Genomic DNA, 17,801 nt, shown 5'->3' on the forward strand with positions numbered 1-17,801 from the left:
ATTTCGACGGGACTGTACGCCATGACGCGTGGGGGTGAAGTGCTCTGTGTGCAATTGGCCCGTTACCTTGCACGCATGAACGATGACGCACGGCTCACCGCCTGGGTACGCGGCCGGGTACAGGGAGTGGGCTTCCGCTGGTTCACCAGGGCGAACGCTCTTCAGATCGGGAGCCTCACGGGATTCGCCGTCAATCTCGACGACGGCAGAGTGCAGGTTGTGGCAGAGGGGCCACGTGAGAATTGCCACCGACTGCTGGAGTGGCTGCGCTCGGACGACACACCCGGGCGGGTCGAAGGTGTCACCGAGATCTGGGACACCCCGCGCGGCGGCTACGAAGGCTTCGCGATCCGCTGAGGTCATCGCGCATTTCCTCGCGAAAGTCGGTCCTGCGGGCATGCCGCGGGCACCTGCCGCGGCAGAAATTGGCTGGTGGTTGCCAAGAAGGGCTTGTCGTGCCAGGCTGCGCCAGTAAGAATGATCTCTACGCCCCCTGGGCCCCGCTGAGAGGCTTCGCCGCACGTTCCGCGGCCGTACGCCCCCGGGTTTGCCCGCCGACGCGGGGCGTGATCGTGTTGACCGTCAAACTTTTTGGTGAGACTCTGGAAGCCCCGCGCACCTTAGCTGTTTGGCAGTAAGAACCGCAGCCGTATTCAGCACTAACAAGCACTGTCGAGCACCGCGGGTGCGAATCCCTCACGACCCACACCGCTTCGGTCGGTCACTCAGTGTGGAGGACCATCCATCATGGCAAAGGCGCTTCTCGGTTACGTCGGCGGTAACGACCCGCGACTCCTCGCCGAGATGCGACGGCTTCAGCAGCGCGTCCAGGACCTCGAATCCGAGCTTGTACGGATTCAGTCCGAGAACGACGCGCTCAACGCTGCCGTCGCTCAGCACCCTGGAGAGTCGTTGCTCGAAGGCATCGACATCGACGTACCCCAGGCGGAGCCTGCGCTCACCTGAGCACGGCGTTCGCTGGAGAATCATCGCGCACAAGATATGCAAGGGACGCCTCGGCGTCCCTTCTTTCTTTTGCGCTCCGCCCCTTACAGTCCTTCCCTTACCGTCTGATGTGCCCTGCACCTTCATAGGTGAAACCGCGAGCACTGTGTCTTCCCGGGGGCAACCCCCGGACCCCCGGCAGAAAACGCCTCGTGGCGGGCCCGAGCCAACGTGCTCCGGCCTTTCGAGCGAAGCGCACGGTAGAGTCCGGCCGCGTGCACCTCAAGGCCATGACCCTGCGCGGGTTCAAATCCTTCGCGTCCGCCACGACGCTGCGCTTCGAGCCGGGCATCACCTGCGTCGTGGGGCCCAACGGGTCGGGCAAGTCCAATGTGGTGGACGCGCTCTCCTGGGTCATGGGTGAGCAGGGGGCCAAGTCGCTGCGCGGCGGCAAGATGGAGGACGTCATCTTCGCCGGGACGACCGGGCGGCCCCCGCTGGGCCGCGCCGAGGTCTCCCTCACCATCGACAACTCCGACGGCGCGCTCCCCATCGACTACGCCGAAGTCACCATCACACGGATCATGTTCCGCAACGGCGGAAGCGAGTACCAGCTCAACGGCGACACCTGCCGGCTCCTCGACATCCAGGAGCTGCTGTCCGACTCCGGCATCGGCCGCGAGATGCACGTCATCGTCGGCCAGGGCCAGCTCGACTCCGTACTGCACGCCGATCCGATGGGACGCAGGGCCTTCATCGAGGAGGCCGCGGGCGTCCTCAAGCACCGTAAGCGCAAGGAGAAGGCGCTGCGGAAGCTTGACGCGATGCAGGCCAACCTCGCGCGCGTACAGGATCTGACCGACGAACTGCGCCGCCAGCTCAAGCCGCTGGGACGGCAGGCCGCCGTCGCCCGGCGGGCCGCCGTGATCCAGGCCGATCTGCGTGACGCCCGGCTGCGGCTGCTCGCCGACGATCTCGTACGGCTGCGCGAGGCGCTGCGCAGCGAGATCGCCGACGAGGCCGCGCTGAAGGAACGTAAGGACGCGGCCGAGGCGGAGCTCAAGGCCGCGCTGACGCGCGAGGCGGAGCTGGAGGACGAGGTACGGCGGCTCGCGCCACGGCTGCAGCAGGCCCAGCAGAGCTGGTACGAGCTCTCCCAGCTGGCCGAGCGGGTGCGCGGCACGATCTCGCTGGCCGACGCGCGGGTCAAGAGCGCGAGCGCCGTGCCCGCGGACGAACGGCGCGGCCGCGACCCGGAGGACATGGAGCGCGAGGCCGCCAGGATCCGTGAGCAGGAGGCGGAGCTGGAGGCCGCGCTGGAGGCGGCCGAGCGCGCCCTGGAGGACACCGTCGCCCACCGCGCCGAGCTGGAGCGGGAGTTGACGGTCGAGGAGCGGCGGCTCAAGGACGTCGCCCGGGCGATCGCCGACCGGCGCGAGGGTCTTGCCCGGCTCAACGGCCAGGTCAACGCGGCACGCAGCAGGGCCGCTTCGGCGCAGGCCGAGATCGACCGGCTGGCCGCCGCACGCGACGAGGCCCAGGAGCGGGCCGTCGCCGCGCAGGAGGAGTACGAGCAGCTCAAGGCCGAGGTCGACGGGCTCGACGCCGATGACTCCGCGCTCGGCGAGCAGCACGACGCGGCCAAGCGGGAGCTGTCCGAGGCGGAGGCCGCACTCGGCGCGGCCCGTGAGGCGCTCACCGCCGCCGAACGCAAGCGCGCCGCCGTCGCCGCCCGCCGTGAAGCACTCGCCCTGGGCCTGCGCCGCAAGGACGGCACGGGCGCGCTGCTCGCCGCGAAGGACCGGTTGAGCGGACTGCTGGGACCGGCGTCGGAGCTGCTGACGGTGGCCACCGGCTACGAGGTTGCGGTGGCCGCGGCGCTCGGCGCGGCCGCGGACGCCGTGGCCGTGTCCAGCCCGGCGACGGCCGCCGAAGCGCTGCGGCTGCTGCGCAAGGCCGACGCCGGGCGCGCCGCGATACTGCTGAGCGGCGCCCCGGAGTCCGCGGCGCCCGAGCGGCGCCCGGACGGTTCCCCGTACGCGGCCGATCTGGTGCGCGGGCCCGAGGAGCTGATGCCCGCCGTGCGCAGACTGCTCCGGGGCATCGTCGTCGTCGGGACGCTGGAGGACGCCGAGGATCTGGTCTACGGGCGGCCCGAACTCACCGCCGTGACCGCCGAGGGCGACGTCCTCGGCGCGCACTTCGCGCAGGGTGGCTCCGCCGGTGCGCCCAGCCTGCTGGAGGTGCAGGCATCCGTCGACGAGGCCGCCGCCGAGCTGGAGGAGCTGGCCGTCCAGTGCGAGGAACTGGCCGCCACCCAGCAGCAGGCCACCGCCCGCCGCCGCGAATGCGCCGCGCTGGTCGAGGAGCTGGGGGAGCGCCGCCGAGCCGCAGACCGCGAGAAGTCCGCGGTGTCGGGGCAGCTCGGGCGGCTCGCCGGCCAGGCGCGCGGCGCCGCGGGCGAGGCCGAGCGGACGACCGCGGCCGTGGCCCGGGCGCAGGAGGCGCTGGAGCGGGCTCGCGAGGAGGCCGAGGAGCTGGCCGAGCGGCTGCTGGTCGCCGAGGAGGCTCCCGCCGAGGAGGAACCGGACACGCATGTACGGGACCGGCTCGCGGCCGACGGCGCCAACGCCCGCCAGACCGAGATGGAGGCCCGCCTCCAGGTCCGTACGCACGAGGAGCGCGTCAAGGGGCTCGCGGGACGCGCGGACTCGCTCGACCGGGGAGCGCGCGCCGAGCGCGAGGCGCGGGTGCGGGCCGAACAGCGGCGCGCCCGGCTGCGCCACGAGGCGGAGGTGGCCTCCGCGGTGGCGAGCGGCGCCCGCCAGCTGCTGGCCCATGTCGAGGTCTCCCTCGTGCGCGCCGAGGCGGAACGGGTCGCCGCCGAGGCGGCCAAGGCCGAGCGCGAACAGGATCTGAGCGCCGCCCGCAACCAGGGGCGCGACCTCAAGGGCGAGCTCGACAAGCTGACCGACTCGGTGCACCGCGGCGAGGTGCTCGGGGCCGAAAAGCGGCTGCGGATCGAGCAGTTGGAGACCAAGGCTCTGGAGGAGCTCGGCGTGGAACCGGCCGGGCTGATCTCGGAGTACGGGCCCGACCAGCTGGTGCCGCCCTCACCGCCCGCCGAGGGCGAGGAACTGCCGGAGGACCCCGAGCACCCGCGGAACCTGCCGAAACCTTTCGCACGCGGCGAGCAGGAGAAGCGCCTCAGGTCCGCCGAACGCGCCTACCAGCAGCTCGGGAAGGTGAATCCGCTCGCGCTGGAGGAGTTCTCGGCACTGGAGGAGCGCCACAAGTTCCTCTCCGAGCAGCTCGAAGACCTCAAGAAGACCAGGACCGACCTCCTTCAGGTGATCAAGGAGGTCGACGAGCGCGTCGAGCAGGTCTTCACCGATGCGTACCGGGACACCGCCCGCGAGTTCGAGGGCGTTTTCTCGCGGCTCTTCCCCGGTGGTGAGGGACGGCTGATTCTGACCGATCCCGACAACATGCTCACCACGGGTGTGGATGTCGAGGCCAGGCCGCCCGGCAAGAAGGTGAAAAGGCTCTCGCTGCTCTCGGGCGGGGAGCGGTCGCTGACCGCGGTGGCGCTGCTCGTGTCGATCTTCAAGGCCCGGCCGAGCCCGTTCTATGTCATGGACGAGGTCGAGGCGGCGCTCGACGACACCAACCTCCAGCGGCTGATCCGGATCATGCAGGAGCTCCAGGAGTCCTCGCAGCTGATCGTGATCACGCACCAGAAGCGGACGATGGAGGTCGCGGACGCGCTGTACGGCGTGTCCATGCAGGGTGACGGCGTCTCCAAGGTCATCAGTCAGCGCCTTCGCTGACGCTTCTTCCACACGGTGAACACTTCTTCAACACTTGAATGAAGACTGAGATCGATGTTGCGCGAGTCGGCTTGATCTCCCCTCTTGACTTCGAAACTTGAACGAATAGTCTCTGCAACGTTGCTTTTACCTTCAAGTGGTGGGCGGCGGCTTGTTGTACGCCGCTTGAAGGGCTCGCCCCCCACGCCCGGCGGCGCTGCCGGACGCCCGAGGAGTACATGTGACCAGCACCGCGCAGCCACCACCTGTATCGGGAGCCCGTGAGGCCCACCCCGACCACCTCGGCCATGTCATCTTCATCACGGCCGCCGCCGCGATGGGCGGTTTCCTCTTCGGCTACGACAGTTCGGTCATCAACGGCGCTGTCGAGGCCATCCGCGACCGCTACGACATAGGCTCCGGAACGCTCGCCCAGGTCATCGCGGTCGCCCTGATCGGCTGCGCCATCGGCGCCGCCACCGCCGGCCGGATCGCAGACCGCATCGGCCGCATCCGCTGTATGCAGATCGCCGCCGCGCTCTTCACCGTCAGCGCTGTCGGCTCCTGCGTCCCCTTCGCCCTCTGGGACCTCGCCTTCTGGCGCATCGTCGGCGGTTTCGCCATCGGCATGGCATCGGTCATCGGCCCGGCCTATATCGCCGAGGTCTCCCCGCCCGCCTACCGCGGCCGGCTCGCCTCCTTCCAGCAGGCCGCGATCGTCATCGGCATCGCCGTGTCCCAGCTGGTGAACTACGGCATCCTGCAGCTCGCCGACGGTGAGCAGCGCGGCGAGATCGCCGGGCTCGAGGCCTGGCAGTGGATGCTCGGCGTCATGGTCGTGCCCGCGGTGCTCTACGGACTGCTCTCCTTCGCGATCCCCGAGTCGCCCCGCTTCCTGATCTCCGTCGGCAGGACCGACCGGGCGAAGGAGGTCCTCGGCGAGGTCGAGGGCCACAGCGTGGACCTGGACGCCCGCGTCGCCGAGATCGACCTGGCAATGCGCAGCGAGCACAAGTCGACCTTCAAGGACCTGCTGGGCAGCCGCTTGGGCTTCCTGCCCATCGTCTGGGTCGGCATCGGACTCTCGGTCTTCCAGCAGCTCGTCGGCATCAACGTCGCGTTCTACTACTCCTCGACGCTGTGGCAGTCCGTCGGCATCGACCCGACCGATTCGTTCCTCTACTCCTTCACCACCTCGATCATCAACATCATCGGCACCGTGATCGCGATGGTCTTCGTGGACAGGGTCGGCCGCCGCCCGCTCGCCCTCATCGGCTCGGCCGGCATGGCGATCGCGCTGGCCTTCGAGGCCTGGGCCTTCTCCGCCGATCTCGTCGACGGCAAGCTGCCCACCACCCAGGGCGTCGTGGCCCTGGTCGCCGCCCATGTCTTCGTGCTCTTCTTCGCGCTCTCCTGGGGCGTTGTGGTCTGGGTCTTCCTGGGCGAGATGTTCCCCAACCGGATCCGCGCCGCGGCGCTCGGCGTCGCCGCCTCCGCCCAGTGGATCGCCAACTGGGCCATCACCGCGAGCTTCCCGAGCCTGTCGGACTGGAACCTCTCGGGCACGTACGTCATCTACACAGCCTTCGCCGTGCTCTCGATCCCCTTCGTGCTCAGGTACGTCAAGGAGACGAAGGGCAAGGCGTTGGAGGAGATGGGCTAATCCCCGCTGCCCCTCTCCTTGCCACGGAACTGCCCCGGCTCATCCAGTGAGCCGGGGCAGTACCTGTTCGCACATCAGCTGCAGGCTGCGCCAGCCCTCGTCCACCGGCATGCCGCCGCACAGCGGATGCAGTACGAGACTCTCGGCGCCCAGCGCCACGCACTCGTCCGGCGTGACGATCCGGTACACGCCCTCGGCGCGGAGCTCGTCGACGGTGGTGGCGGCGGACTTCACCGCCGAGCGGATGTCCTTGGACTGCCACGAGGCGTACATCCGGGCCTCGTGCAGGAAGTGCTTTCCGTATTCGGCCCAGGTGCGGTCCGGGTCGTCGGACAGATGCAGGAGCGGCGTCTTCTCGGCGGGCATCATCGTCCAGCCCTCGGTGCCGTATTCGGCGAGCCTGTCCTGGTAGTACGCCTGAAGTTCCGGCAGATGCGCGCTCGGGAAGAACGGCAGCCCGAGGCGGGCGGCGCGGCGGGCCGCCGCCTTCGACGAGCCGCCGACGAGCAGCAGCGGGTGGGGCTGGGTGTACGGGCGCGGGGTGACCCGTACCGTACGGCCCTCGTAGGTGAAGGGCTCGCCCGTCCATGCCTTGAGGAGGGTCTCCAGGAGCAGATCCTGGATCTTGCCGCGCCTGCCCCAGTCGACGCCGTGGGCCTCGTACTCCTCGGGCCGGTAGCCGATGCCCGCGACAGTGACCAGTCGTCCTTTGCCGATCAGGTCGAGCACGGCGATGTCCTCGGCCAGCCGCAGCGGATCGTAGAGCGGGCCGATGATCGCGGAGACGGTGACCGCGATACGGCGGGTGGACCCGAGGACCGCGCCGGCGAAGACGAACGGGGAGGGCAGCCAGTTGTTGCCGGCGCCGTGGTGCTCCTCGGTCTGGATGGTGTCGATGCCGCGGTCGTCGGCGTACGCGGCCATCTCCAGGGCGGCGCGATAGCGGGCCGCGAGGGTCTCGGGTGTCGCGTCGGGATCGACGAGATTGAAGCGGGCCACCGTGAAGGCCATGGGAACGTCCCCCTCCGCAGCGTATGAGCACGGCGAAGAGGGACGGTAGCTGACGTTGCGTCAGATTGATAGAGCGGCGGACCCGGGTTCTTCGAGCGGCTCGGCGACCACGACGGTGGCCGCTCAGCCCGGGCTCGCGCACGAGACCGGGCGGCGGACCGGCCCTTCCCGCAGGGCGTGCAGCCCCGCAGCGGGAGCGAACGGCCATCTGCGAGGTCACGCATACTGGTCGGGTTATGGAAATCCTCATCCTTGCTGTAGTCATCGCCCTGGTCGCGGTCGGCGCGATCAGCGGGCTCGTGGTCAGCAGCCGCAAGAAGAAGCAGCTGCCGCCCTCGGCACCGTCGAGCACGCCGACCATCACTGCCCCGCCCGCCGAGCCTCAGGTCGGTGAGGACGCCGCCCCGACGGTCGAGGAGCCGCGGCGCACGATCGAGGAGGTCGATCTCCCCGACGCCACGGGAGCCACGGCTCCGGTCGTCGTCGAGGAGCCCCTCGCCCCCGAGATCGAGATTCCCGAGCCGACCGCGGGCCGGCTGGTCCGGCTGCGCGCGCGTCTCGCCCGCTCCCAGAACTCCCTCGGCAAGGGTCTGCTCACGCTCCTGTCGCGCGAGCACCTCGACGAGGAGACCTGGGAGGAGATCGAGGACACCCTGCTCACCGCGGACGTCGGCGTCGCGCCGACCCAGGAGCTGGTCGAGCGGCTGCGCGAGCGGGTGAAGGTGCTCGGCACGCGTACGCCCGACGACCTGCGCGGGCTGCTGCGCGAGGAGCTGCTGCACCTCCTCGGCACCGACTTCGACCGCGCGGTGAAGACCGAGAGCGGTCTGGACACCCCGGGCGTCGTCATGGTCGTCGGTGTCAACGGCACCGGAAAGACCACCACGACCGGAAAGCTGGCGCGGGTGCTCGTCGCGGACGGCCGCTCGGTGGTTCTCGGTGCGGCGGACACGTTCCGCGCGGCGGCCGCGGACCAGCTCCAGACCTGGGGCGAGCGGGTCGGCGCGCGCACGGTGCGCGGGCCCGAGGGCGGCGACCCGGCGTCGGTCGCGTTCGACGCGGTCAAGGAGGGCATCGCCGAGGGCGCGGACGTCGTACTGATCGACACCGCGGGCCGGCTGCACACCAAGACGGGCCTGATGGACGAGCTCGGCAAGGTCAAGCGCGTCGTCGAGAAGCACGGCCCGCTGGACGAGATCCTGCTGGTCCTGGACGCCACTACGGGTCAGAACGGCCTGGTGCAGGCCCGGGTCTTCGCGGAGGTCGTGGACATCACCGGCATCGTGCTGACCAAGCTGGACGGCACGGCCAAGGGCGGCATCGTGGTCGCGGTCCAGCGCGAGCTGGGCGTTCCGGTGAAGCTGGTGGGCCTGGGCGAGGGGCCGGACGACCTGGCACCGTTCGAGCCGGAGGCGTTCGTCGACGCGCTGATCGGCGAGTAGCTCGCCCTTTACCGGGGCTCCGCCCCGGACCCCGTATGCGACCTTCGGCCGCATGTCCTCAAACGCCGGACGGGCTGGATGTGCGGCAGGGGAGCGGGGGTCCGGGGGGCGGAGCCCCCGGTTCAGGAACGGTGGCAGACGTACGCCAGCGTCCCCAGCAGCAGCCGCGCCTCCGGCGGCGCCGCCGCCGTGTCCAGCGACGGCGGCCGCAGCCAGCTGACCGGCCCAAGACCCGCGTGGTCCGACGGCGGTGCCGTGATGTGCGCGCCCGGGCCCAGGCAGTGCAGGTCCAGATCCGCGTCGTCCCAGCCCATCCGGTAGAGCAGCTGCGGGAGTTCGTCGGCCGCGCCCGGCGCGACGAAGAACTGGCAGCGGCCCTCCGGCGTGGCCGTCACCGGGCCGAGCGGCAGGCCCATCCGCTCCAGGCGCACCAGCGCCCGCCGGCCCGCCGGGGCGGCGACGTCCAGGATGTCGAAGGTGCGGCCGACCGGCAGCAGCAGCGCCGCGCCCGGTACCCGGGCCCATGCCCTGGCGACCTCGTCCAGCGTGGCGCCCGCGGGGACCTCGGGGGCGAAGCCGAGTGGATGAGCCCCCGGGGACGCGCAGTCGCCCGCCCCGCAGGAACACTCGCCGGAAGCCGCTCGCGCCCCCGGCGCCACGTCCCAGCCCCACAGCCCCGTGTACTCCGCCACCACGGTGCACTCCGCGGTGCGCGCACGGCGCCGTGAGCCGGGCCTGATCTGACTGATCCCCCGGCTGCCGCCGATTGTGAAGCCCATGCCCCCTCCAACGGGTCGAATCGCCGGTGGTTACGACCCGAAGTCTGCTCGTGACACTGCGTCGCAATCGGTGAAGCTCCGGCGGCGCACAGTGGCGAGAGGGGTGGTGCGGCCCGGGTCGCGCGCCTGTGCGTGCACCGCTCCGCTGACTCCTGATCGTCGTGTGTCAAGTGAATCGCGCCTGGCGGCAGGGGAGTTCATTCGAAGGGGTGGCGAATGGTGGCGTTTCTGGAATCGCCCTCGCTGGAGGGGTGATCGTAGGACTACTTTCAGTACACGAACCCTGGAGTTCTGCGCATCCGCGGGTATGCCGGAGGCAAGTCGGTTTCCTGTTCGATGGGGCGCAACCTCCCTCCGGAGAGCCTCAACTCAGGGCATTCTGGTAAGGGTTCGGGCGACAGAGCTTTTCGGCGGATGGGGGCAATCCAGTGGGCGGCACCGGCGCAGGCGGTACGAATACCGGCAAGCGCCCGAACGAGCAGTTGGGTTCGTGGTTCGTGCGCAGCGGTTGGTCGAAGGGCGAGCTGGCGCGCCAAGTGAACCGCAGGGCACGCCAGATGGGCGCACACCACATCAGCACCGACACCTCGCGGGTGCGCCGCTGGCTCGACGGCGAACAGCCGCGCGAGCCGATCCCGCGCATCCTCTCCGAGCTGTTCTCCGAGCGCTTCGGGTGTGTTGTCGCCATCGAGGACATCGGTCTGCGCTCGGCGCACCAGTCACCGTCGGTGTCCGGGGTCGACCTGCCGTGGGCCGGCGAGCAGACCGTCGCCCTCCTCAGTGAGTTCTCGCGCAGCGATCTGATGCTGGCGCGGCGCGGCTTCCTCGGCACCTCGCTCGCCCTGGCCGCGGGCCCCGCCCTCGTCGAGCCGATGCAGCGCTGGCTGGTGCCCTCCCCGGCCGGCGAGCCGGGAGCGCCGCCGAGCGCAGCGCGCAGGTCCTCGCGGCTCTCCGGGCCCGAGCTCGATCTGCTGGAGTCCACCACCGCGATGTTCCGCCAGTGGGACGCCCAGTGCGGCGGCGGACTGCGCCGCAAGGCCGTGGTGGGCCAACTGCACGAGGTCACCGACCTGTTGCAGGAGCCGCAGCCCGAAGCCACCGCCCAGCGGCTGTTCAAGTGCGCGGCCGAGCTCGCCGAGCTGGCCGGGTGGATGAGTTACGACGTCGGCCTGCAGCCCACCGCGCAGAAGTACTTCGTGCTCGCGCTGCATGCCGCCAAGGAGGCGGCCGACAAGCCTCTCGGCTCGTACATCCTGTCGTCCATGAGCCGCCAGATGATCCACCTGGGGCGGCCGGACGACGCCCTGGAGCTCGTCCATCTCGCGCAGTACGGCAGCCGCGACTGTGCGACCCCGCGCACCCAGGCGATGCTGTATGCGATGGAGGCCCGGTCGTACGCCAATATGGGCCAGCCCAGCAAGTGCAAGCGAGCCGTCCGGATGGCCGAGGACACCTTCGCCGACGCCGGTCTCGACGGCGAGCCCGAGCCCGACTGGATCCGCTTCTTCTCCGAGGCCGAGCTCAATGCCGAGAACGCGCACTCGTACCGCGATCTGGCCTATGTGGCGGGCCGCAGCCCCACGTACGCCTCGCTCGCCGAGCCGATAATGCAGCGCGCCGTGGAGCTCTTCGGCAAGGACGAGGAGCACCAGCGGTCGTACGCACTGAATCTGATCGGCATGGCCACCGTTCATCTGCTCAAGAGGGAGCCCGAACAGTCGACGGACCTGGCCGGGCAGGCGCTGAAGGTCGCCAAGCGGATCCGCTCCGAGCGCGTCAACACCCGGCTGCGCAAGACCGTCGACACCGCGGCCCGCGACTTCGGCGACGTGGCCGAGGTCGCCCACTTCACCGACCAGCTCACCTCCCAGCTGCCCGAGACCGCTGAAGCGGTCTGAGAGGGCTGCGCCCAGCAGGCCCCGGCCGCGACGTTCACCTCGAAACAGCCCGACTCGGCTCCCCCATTTGCCAGGTCAGCCGGGTGACGTCGCGGCCGGTTCTGCGGGGCGGCTGAAGGGGCTCTTCTCCGGGGGCCCGTGACGTGCGCAGAGGGTACTCCCGTTACGTACTCGTGACCCCGCTGTTCATGGCGGTGTAACACGCCGGACCTCTTCGTCACTGCGGCGAAACATCGTGGGGCATCGACGGAAACCGCATTGGGCCAATCTCAGGGCGCATAACCGGCCCGCCCTTCCGCTCAGGCTTCGCCCGCACGCGGCCGCACCGACGACGAGGAGACGCCGATGCCAACAGGCATCTCGACGCTTGCAGCAGACACCCCGACGCTGTCGGCAGCCAACACCGGCTTCATGCTCATCTGTTCCGCCCTGGTGATGATCATGACACCGGGCCTGGCCTTCTTCTACGGAGGCATGGTCCGGGTCAAGTCCACCCTGAACATGCTGATGATGAGCTTCATCAGCCTCGGGATCGTCACGATCCTGTGGGTGCTCTACGGATTCAGCGCCGCATTCGGCACCGACAAGGGTGGCCTCATCGGCTGGACCTCCGACTACGTCGGACTGAGCGGCCTCGGCCTCACCCAGCTGTGGGACGGCTACACCATCCCGGTGTACGTCTTCGCCGTCTTCCAGCTCATGTTCGCGATCATCACGCCCGCGCTGATAAGCGGTGCGCTCGCCGACCGCGTCAAGTTCACCGCCTGGGCGCTGTTCATCACGCTCTGGGTCACCGTCGTGTACTTCCCGGTCGCGCACTGGGTGTGGGGCGCGGGCGGCTGGCTCTTCGAGCTCGGTGTCATCGACTTCGCCGGCGGTACCGCCGTCCACATCAACGCCGGAGCCGCGGCTCTCGGCGTGATCCTGGTCATCGGCAAGCGTGTCGGCTTCAAGAAGGACCCGATGCGGCCGCACAGCCTGCCGCTGGTGATGCTCGGCGCCGGTCTGCTGTGGTTCGGCTGGTTCGGCTTCAACGCCGGATCGTGGCTGGGCAACGACGACGGTGTCGGCGCGGTGATGTTCGTCAACACGCAGGTCGCCACGGCCGCGGCGATGCTCGCCTGGCTCGCCTACGAGAAGATCCGCCACGGTGCGTTCACCACCCTCGGTGCCGCCTCCGGCGCGGTCGCCGGTCTGGTCGCCATCACCCCGTCCGGCGGCTCCTGCTCGCCGCTCGGCGCGATCGCCATCGGTGTCATCGCCGGTGTGCTGTGCGCCATGGCGGTGGGCCTGAAGTTCAAGCTCGGCTACGACGACTCCCTGGACGTCGTCGGCGTCCACCTCGTCGGCGGTGTCGTCGGATCCCTGCTCGTCGGCTTCTTCGCCACGGGTGGCGTGCAGTCCGACGCCAAGGGCCTCTTCTACGGCGGCGGCCTCGACCAGCTCGGCAAGCAGGCCATCGGTGTCGGCGCGGTGCTGGCCTACTCTCTGGTGGCATCGGCGATCCTCGCCTTCATCCTCGACAAGACCATCGGTATGCGGGTGGACGAGGACGTCGAGATCTCCGGAATCGACCAGGACGAGCACGCCGAGACGGCGTACGACTTCAGCGGTGCGGGCGGCGGCGCCGGCTCCCGCAAGGCCGCGCCCGCGCCGGCCGACTCCGTGGCAGCTGCAGAGAACAAGAAGGTGGACGCATGAAGCTCATCACCGCAGTCGTGAAGCCACACCGGCTGGACGAGATCAAGGAGGCCCTGCAGGCCTTCGGCGTCCAGGGCCTCACGGTCACGGAGGCCAGTGGATACGGCCGCCAGCGCGGTCACACCGAGGTCTACCGGGGCGCGGAGTACACCGTCGACCTCGTGCCGAAGATCCGTATCGAGGTACTGGTCGAGGACGACGACGCCGAACAGCTCATCGACGTGGTCGTCAAGGCGGCCCGCACCGGCAAGATCGGCGACGGCAAGGTCTGGAGCGTCCCGGTCGAGACGGCCGTACGGGTGCGGACAGGCGAGCGCGGCCCCGACGCGCTCTGAGTCGCGGACCGCTCTACAGAATCAGGAGCTACTGGGTGACGAGCCTCGAAGTGACCACCGAAGCGGAAGACTCGGGACCCAGCGGCTATGCGGCGGCCCGGCTGCACCTTCTCAACGAGAAGGAGCAGTCCGGGCCGCCGCGCCGTGCGGCCCTGGCCACGCTGACCGACGAGTGGCTGTCCGCGCTCTTCACCACCGCCTGTAAGGAGGCGAAGGTGCGCGGCGCGGCGCTCGTCGCCGTCGGCGGCTACGGACGCGGGGAGCTGTCCCCGCGCAGCGACCTCGATCTGCTCCTGCTGCACGACGGGAGCGCCGGAGCGGGCGCGCTCGCCGCGCTCGCGGACCGGATCTGGTACCCGGTGTGGGACCTGGGGCTCGCCCTCGACCACTCCGTACGCACCCCTGCCGAGGCCCGCAAGACCGCGGGCGAGGATCTGAAGGTGCAGCTGGGGCTGCTGGACGCGCGCCCGGTCGCGGGTGATCTGGGTCTGGTCGCCGGGCTGCGCACCGCTGTACTGGCCGACTGGCGCAACCAGGCCCCCAAACGGCTGCCCCAGCTCGACGAGCTCTGCCGCGAACGGGCCGAGCGCCAGGGCGAGCTGCAGTTCCTTCTGGAGCCCGACCTGAAAGAGGCGCGCGGCGGCTTGCGCGACGCCACCGCACTGCGCGCCGTCGCCGCCTCCTGGCTCGCCGACGCGCCGCGCGAAGGGCTCGCCGAGGCGCGCCGGACGCTGCTGGACGCCCGCGACGCGCTGCATCTGACGACCGGGCGGGCCACCGACCGCCTCGCCCTCCAGGAGCAGGACCAGGTCGCCGCCGAGCTGGGCCTGCTGGACGCCGACGCGCTGCTGCGCCAGGTGTACGAGGCGGCGCGCACCGTCTCGTACGCCACCGATGTCACCTGGCGCGAGGTGAACCGGGTGCTCAGGTCACGGGCCGTACGGCCCCGGCTGCGCGCCATGCTCGGCGGTGGCCGCGGACAGCAGCCCGAGCGCACTCCGCTCGCCGAAGGCGTCGTCGAGCAGGACGGCGAGGTGGTGCTCGCCCGCACCGCCAAGCCCGAGCGCGACCCCGTGCTCCCGCTGCGGGCCGCTGCCGCGGCCGCCCAGTCGGATCTGCCGATCTCGCTTCACGCGGTGCGGCGACTCGCCGCGACCACCCGGCCACTGCCCGTGCCCTGGCCCGCCGAGGCGCGCGAGGAGCTCGTCACCCTGCTCGGCGCGGGGGAGTCGACGATCGGCGTGTGGGAGGCGCTGGAGGCCGAGGGCCTGATCACCCGGCTGCTGCCCGACTGGGAGCGCGTACGGTGCCGCCCGCAGCGCAATGCCGTACACACCTGGACCGTCGACCGGCATCTCGTCGAGGCCGCGGTCAAGGCCTCGGCGCTGACCCGCCGCGTCGGCCGCCCCGACCTGCTGCTGATCGCCGCCCTGCTGCACGACATCGGCAAGGGCTGGCCCGGCGACCACTCGGTGGCCGGCGAGACCATCGCGCGGGACGTCGCCACCCGGATCGGATTCGACCGGGCCGACGTGGCCGTCATCGCCACCCTCGTACGCCACCATCTGCTGCTGATCGAAACAGCCACCCGGCGCGATCTGGACGATCCCGCGACGGTCGCCTCCGTCGCCGAGGTCGTGGGATCGGTGAGCACCCTGGAGCTGTTGCACGCCCTCACCGAGGCCGACGCGCTCGCCACCGGGCCCGCGGCCTGGTCGGCCTGGCGCGGCTCGCTCGTGACCGACCTGGTCAAGCGGGTGGCGGCGGTCCTCGCGGGCAACGCCCCGGCCGAACCGGAGCCGGCGGCGCCCAGTGCCGAACAGGAACGGCTCGCCATCGAGGCGCTGCGTACCGGCGAACCCGTACTCGCGCTGCACGCCCAGACCGAGGCACCCGCCGGGGACGAACCCGAACCGGTCGGCGTCGAGCTGCTGATCGCCCTGCCCGACCAGCCGGGCGTACTGCCCGCCGCCGCCGGAGTGCTCGCCCTGCACCGGCTGACCGTACGCGCCGCCGATCTGAGCTCCATCGAGCTGCCCAGTGAACTGGGCGGACCCGCCGGCGTACTGCTGCTGAGCTGGCGCGTCGCCGCCGAGTACGGCTCCCTTCCGCAGGCCGCCCGCCTCCGCAGCGATCTCGTCCGGGCGCTGGACGGCTCGCTCGACATCCCGGCCAGGCTCGCCGAGCGGGAGTCGGCCTACCCGCGCCGCCGCGGGGTGCAGGCTCCGCCACCGCAGGTGACGGTGGCCGCTGCAGGTTCGAGCCTGGCCACGGTCATCGAGGTCCGCGCCCAGGATGCGCCGGGCCTGCTGCACCGGATCGGCCGGGCACTGGAGGACGAGGCGGTACGGGTGCGCAGCGCCCATGTCTCCACCCTCGGCTCGAACGCCGTCGACGCCTTCTATGTGACCGATCCCGAGGGGGCGCCACTGCCCGCCGAGGAGGCCGCCCGGACCGCCCGTGCCCTGGAGGCCGTGCTGCGGTCATGACGTGAGACTCCCCACGGGGCAGACCCCACCTCGCGCGGCCGGATACCCTGGGGGACACTGTCCGCCCGCTCCCGACATCTGAGGATCCGCGACCACCGTGTTCGACACCCTCTCCGACCGCCTTGCCGCGACATTCAAGAACCTCCGGGGCAAGGGCCGCCTGTCCGAGGCGGACATCGACGCCACGGCGCGCGAGATCCGTATCGCGCTGCTCGAGGCCGACGTGGCGCTGCCCGTCGTCCGTGCCTTCATCAAGCAGATCAAGGAACGCGCGACCGGCGCCGAGGTCTCCCAGGCACTGAACCCGGCCCAGCAGGTCATCAAGATCGTCAACGAGGAGCTCGTCGGCATCCTCGGTGGCGAGACGCGGCGCCTGCGCTTCGCCAAGCAGCCGCCGACCGTGATCATGCTCGCGGGTCTCCAGGGTGCCGGTAAGACCACGCTCGCCGGAAAGCTGGGCCTCTGGCTCAAGGGCCAGGGCCACGCGCCGCTGCTCGTCGCCTGTGACCTGCAGCGCCCCAACGCGGTCAACCAGCTCGCCGTCGTCGCCGAGCGCGCGGGCGTCGCGGTCTACGCGCCGGAGCCGGGCAACGGTGTCGGCGACCCGGTCAAGGTCGCCAAGGACTCCATCGAGCACGCCAGGGCCAAGCAGTACGACGTCGTCATCGTCGACACCGCCGGCCGCCTCGGCATCGACCAGGAGCTGATGCAGCAGGCCGCGGACATCCGCGACGCCGTCAGCCCCGACGAGGTCCTCTTCGTCGTCGACGCGATGATCGGTCAGGACGCGGTCAACACCGCGGAGGCCTTCCGCGACGGCGTCGGCTTCGACGGCGTGGTGCTCTCCAAGCTCGACGGCGACGCCCGCGGTGGTGCGGCGCTCTCCATCGCGCATGTCACCGGCCGCCAGATCATGTTCGCCTCCAACGGCGAGAAGCTGGACGACTTCGACGCGTTCCACCCGGACCGCATGGCGTCCCGCATCCTCGGCATGGGCGACATGCTCAGCCTGATCGAGAAGGCCGAGCAGACCTTCAGCCAGGAAGAGGCCGCCAAGATGGCCTCGAAGCTGGCGAGCAGTAAGGGCAAGGACTTCACGCTCGACGACTTCCTGGCCCAGATGGAGCAGGTCAGGAAGATGGGCTCCATCTCCAAGCTGCTCGGAATGCTGCCCGGCATGGGTCAGATCAAGGACCAGATCAACAACATCGACGAGCGGGACGTGGACCGTACCGCCGCGATCATCAAGTCGATGACCCCGGCCGAGCGCCAGGACCCGACGATCATCAACGGCTCGCGCCGGGCCCGTGTGGCCAAGGGCTCGGGTGTCGAGGTCAGCGCCGTGAAGAGCCTGGTGGAGCGGTTCTTCGAGGCCCGCAAGATGATGTCGAGGATGGCCCAGGGCGGCGGGATGCCGGGAATGCCCGGGATGCCGGGCATGGGTGGCGGCCCCGGCCGTCAGAAGAAGCAGATCAAGCAGGCCAAGGGCAAGCGCAAGAGCGGCAACCCGATGAAGCGCAGGGCCGAGGAGCAGGCGGCAGCGGCCCGCCGCGAGCAGGCGGCGCAGGGCGGGGCATTCGGACTGCCGGCCGGTGAGCAGGGCAAGGACTTCGAACTGCCCGACGAGTTCAAGAAGTTCATGGGCTGACAGCAGTTCTGAAGGGCCCGCGGCCGGACCGGCCGCGGGCCCTTTTGCTGTCCCGCCCCGCGCGAGTACCCCCGGATACGT

General features: G+C 70.4%; 12 protein-coding genes. 10 read left to right on the forward strand and 2 right to left on the reverse strand.

The features are described from left to right. Positions 1-75 precede the first annotated feature (75 nt). The 4 genes from OOK40_RS32535 (at position 76) to OOK40_RS32550 (ending at position 6,417) form a co-directional block, all read left to right on the forward strand. Positions 76-357: an acylphosphatase gene (locus OOK40_RS32535; RefSeq protein ID WP_266488787.1), complete on the forward strand. Its 282-nt coding sequence runs from the start codon at positions 76-78 to the stop codon at positions 355-357. A 390-nt stretch (positions 358-747) separates the two neighbouring features. Next, positions 748-966 carry a hypothetical protein gene (locus OOK40_RS32540; protein ID WP_142213425.1) on the forward strand — a complete coding sequence of 73 codons (219 nt, stop codon included), beginning with the start codon at positions 748-750 and terminating at the stop codon, positions 964-966. 254 nt (positions 967-1,220) lie between these two features. After that, entirely contained in the window at positions 1,221-4,775 is a 3,555-nt protein-coding gene (smc, locus tag OOK40_RS32545) for a chromosome segregation protein SMC (protein WP_266488790.1), read from the forward strand. 220 nt (positions 4,776-4,995) lie between these two features. Next, positions 4,996-6,417 (forward strand): sugar porter family MFS transporter, encoded by a 1,422-nt coding sequence (locus tag OOK40_RS32550; RefSeq protein ID WP_266488792.1) that lies wholly within the window; start codon positions 4,996-4,998, stop codon positions 6,415-6,417. A 39-nt stretch (positions 6,418-6,456) separates the two neighbouring features. Here the strand turns inward: OOK40_RS32550 and OOK40_RS32555 are convergent, their stop codons facing one another. Next, the gene (locus OOK40_RS32555) at positions 6,457-7,428 is read right to left on the reverse strand and encodes an LLM class flavin-dependent oxidoreductase (RefSeq protein ID WP_266488794.1); all 972 of its coding nucleotides are present in this window, start codon (positions 7,426-7,428) and stop codon (positions 6,457-6,459) included. Between the two features lie 236 nt (positions 7,429-7,664). On the opposite strand from OOK40_RS32555, the gene ftsY reads away from it, so the two are divergent. Then, positions 7,665-8,870 carry a signal recognition particle-docking protein FtsY gene (gene ftsY, locus OOK40_RS32560; RefSeq protein WP_266488795.1) on the forward strand — a complete coding sequence of 402 codons (1,206 nt, stop codon included), beginning with the start codon at positions 7,665-7,667 and terminating at the stop codon, positions 8,868-8,870. A gap of 122 nt (positions 8,871-8,992) precedes the next feature. Here the strand turns inward: ftsY and OOK40_RS32565 are convergent, their stop codons facing one another. Then, the gene (locus tag OOK40_RS32565) at positions 8,993-9,649 is read right to left on the reverse strand and encodes a bifunctional DNA primase/polymerase (RefSeq protein ID WP_266488798.1); all 657 of its coding nucleotides are present in this window, start codon (positions 9,647-9,649) and stop codon (positions 8,993-8,995) included. A gap of 428 nt (positions 9,650-10,077) precedes the next feature. Between OOK40_RS32565 and OOK40_RS32570 the strand changes: the two genes are divergently transcribed. The 5 genes from OOK40_RS32570 (at position 10,078) to ffh (ending at position 17,720) form a co-directional block, all read left to right on the forward strand. Beyond that, a complete protein-coding gene (locus tag OOK40_RS32570) occupies positions 10,078-11,547 on the forward strand; it encodes a hypothetical protein (protein WP_266488801.1) in 1,470 nt (489 codons plus the stop codon). A gap of 345 nt (positions 11,548-11,892) precedes the next feature. Continuing rightward, positions 11,893-13,248, forward strand: coding sequence for an ammonium transporter (locus OOK40_RS32575; RefSeq protein ID WP_266488802.1), 1,356 nt, complete (start codon positions 11,893-11,895; stop codon positions 13,246-13,248). Beyond that, positions 13,245-13,583 carry a P-II family nitrogen regulator gene (locus OOK40_RS32580; protein ID WP_101390346.1) on the forward strand — a complete coding sequence of 113 codons (339 nt, stop codon included), beginning with the start codon at positions 13,245-13,247 and terminating at the stop codon, positions 13,581-13,583. The genes OOK40_RS32575 and OOK40_RS32580 overlap by 4 nt, the downstream gene beginning before the upstream one ends. Before the next feature lie 35 nt (positions 13,584-13,618). After that, the gene (locus OOK40_RS32585) at positions 13,619-16,072 is read left to right on the forward strand and encodes a [protein-PII] uridylyltransferase (protein WP_266488809.1); all 2,454 of its coding nucleotides are present in this window, start codon (positions 13,619-13,621) and stop codon (positions 16,070-16,072) included. Positions 16,073-16,169: 97 nt separating this feature from the next. Beyond that, entirely contained in the window at positions 16,170-17,720 is a 1,551-nt protein-coding gene (gene ffh, locus OOK40_RS32590; protein ID WP_266488812.1) for a signal recognition particle protein, read from the forward strand. The last annotated feature ends 81 nt before the right edge of the window (positions 17,721-17,801 follow it).

It is taken from the genome of Streptomyces sp. NBC_01481, assembly GCF_026339995.1.
Lineage (GTDB): Bacteria > Actinomycetota > Actinomycetes > Streptomycetales > Streptomycetaceae > Streptomyces.